Raw genomic sequence first — 1,035 nt, forward strand, 5'->3', positions numbered from 1 at the left:
CGATGCCGCGTTTCTTTTTCGACATCCAAGACGGCCAACTGATCCCCGACGACGTGGGAACCGAGTTTCCTAACGCTCATGCTGCCCGCGATGCCGCCATCCGGATTCTGCCAGATATCGCGCGTGAGGAAATGAGCCTGGGTGGAAGCCGGCAGGTTGCGGTGCTGATGCGCGACGAGACAGGGCAGGCATTATTCGCAGCCTCTCTCATTCTTAGCGCGGAATGGTTGATTGACACAGTCTGAGATTTTAATGTATGGCAGCATTACCTAACACGCGATGGCCAAATTTGCTGCTTCAATTCCTGCTGAATTTTTGGCTGCATCGCGATTTTATTCGATGGGAAAAAGCTATAGTAATTTTGTTGAAATATTTAATCGCCCATGATGGGTTGGCGATTTGAGACGCCCTTGGATCTGTATGCCGTTTTCCTTGCGAATGCAGCGGAGTTCGTTCGTATCGTCGCCGACCTTGTGCGATCTCATGCCCGTCGGCACGGCGGCGAGCGGAGTCCGCTCGAACGCGCTTTGCGCGTCGATAGCGTCCCGGGCTCGCTGGAGAAGCGCGATTGTCGACGTCCATATTGCTCAGCTTCTATGACCAGCAGCCGTAGGGAAAAAAATTCTCATGGCCTATAACTTCATTGGCCGCACGGTGATTTTTTGAGTATTTTCGGATTTGAGTTGCTATCCGCTCACTGCACACCATATACGCACTGGTGTCGTGGCGATGGGCCAGGACTGCACCGGAGGGCGCCATGCCCACCGACTTTCCTTCTCGCCGACAGCGTTCTCCAGATTACGGTCGATCGACCCTGCGTGCCGTCATCGTCAACCTGCGGCTCCGTTTGCTCGGCTGGCGCATCGAACAGGCGCTTGAGGAACGCGATCACATCAGGCTCCTGTGCCACCTGAATGCCTGGGCCGAACTGCATCGTTGCACGTCAGAAGGATCAGGTCCGCGAGTACTGCCAAGTGCGAACGGAACAACCACAGTCGAATCCAAGGACGTGTTTTGCGATCGCGCACGCGACAT

Annotated in this window: 2 protein-coding genes; both read left to right on the top strand. The window is 55.2% G+C overall.

Translation table 11 applies throughout. The features are described from left to right. On the top strand, positions 1–245 hold a 245-nt coding region (locus ABZT49_RS31945; protein WP_093568179.1), incomplete at its 5' end, for a DUF6894 family protein. Between the two features lie 512 nt (positions 246–757). After that, on the top strand, positions 758–1,035 hold a 278-nt coding region (locus ABZT49_RS31950), incomplete at its 3' end, for a hypothetical protein (RefSeq protein ID WP_355292348.1).

This window comes from Methylobacterium sp. EM32 (assembly GCF_040593685.1).
Classification (GTDB): Bacteria; Pseudomonadota; Alphaproteobacteria; order Rhizobiales; family Beijerinckiaceae; genus Methylobacterium.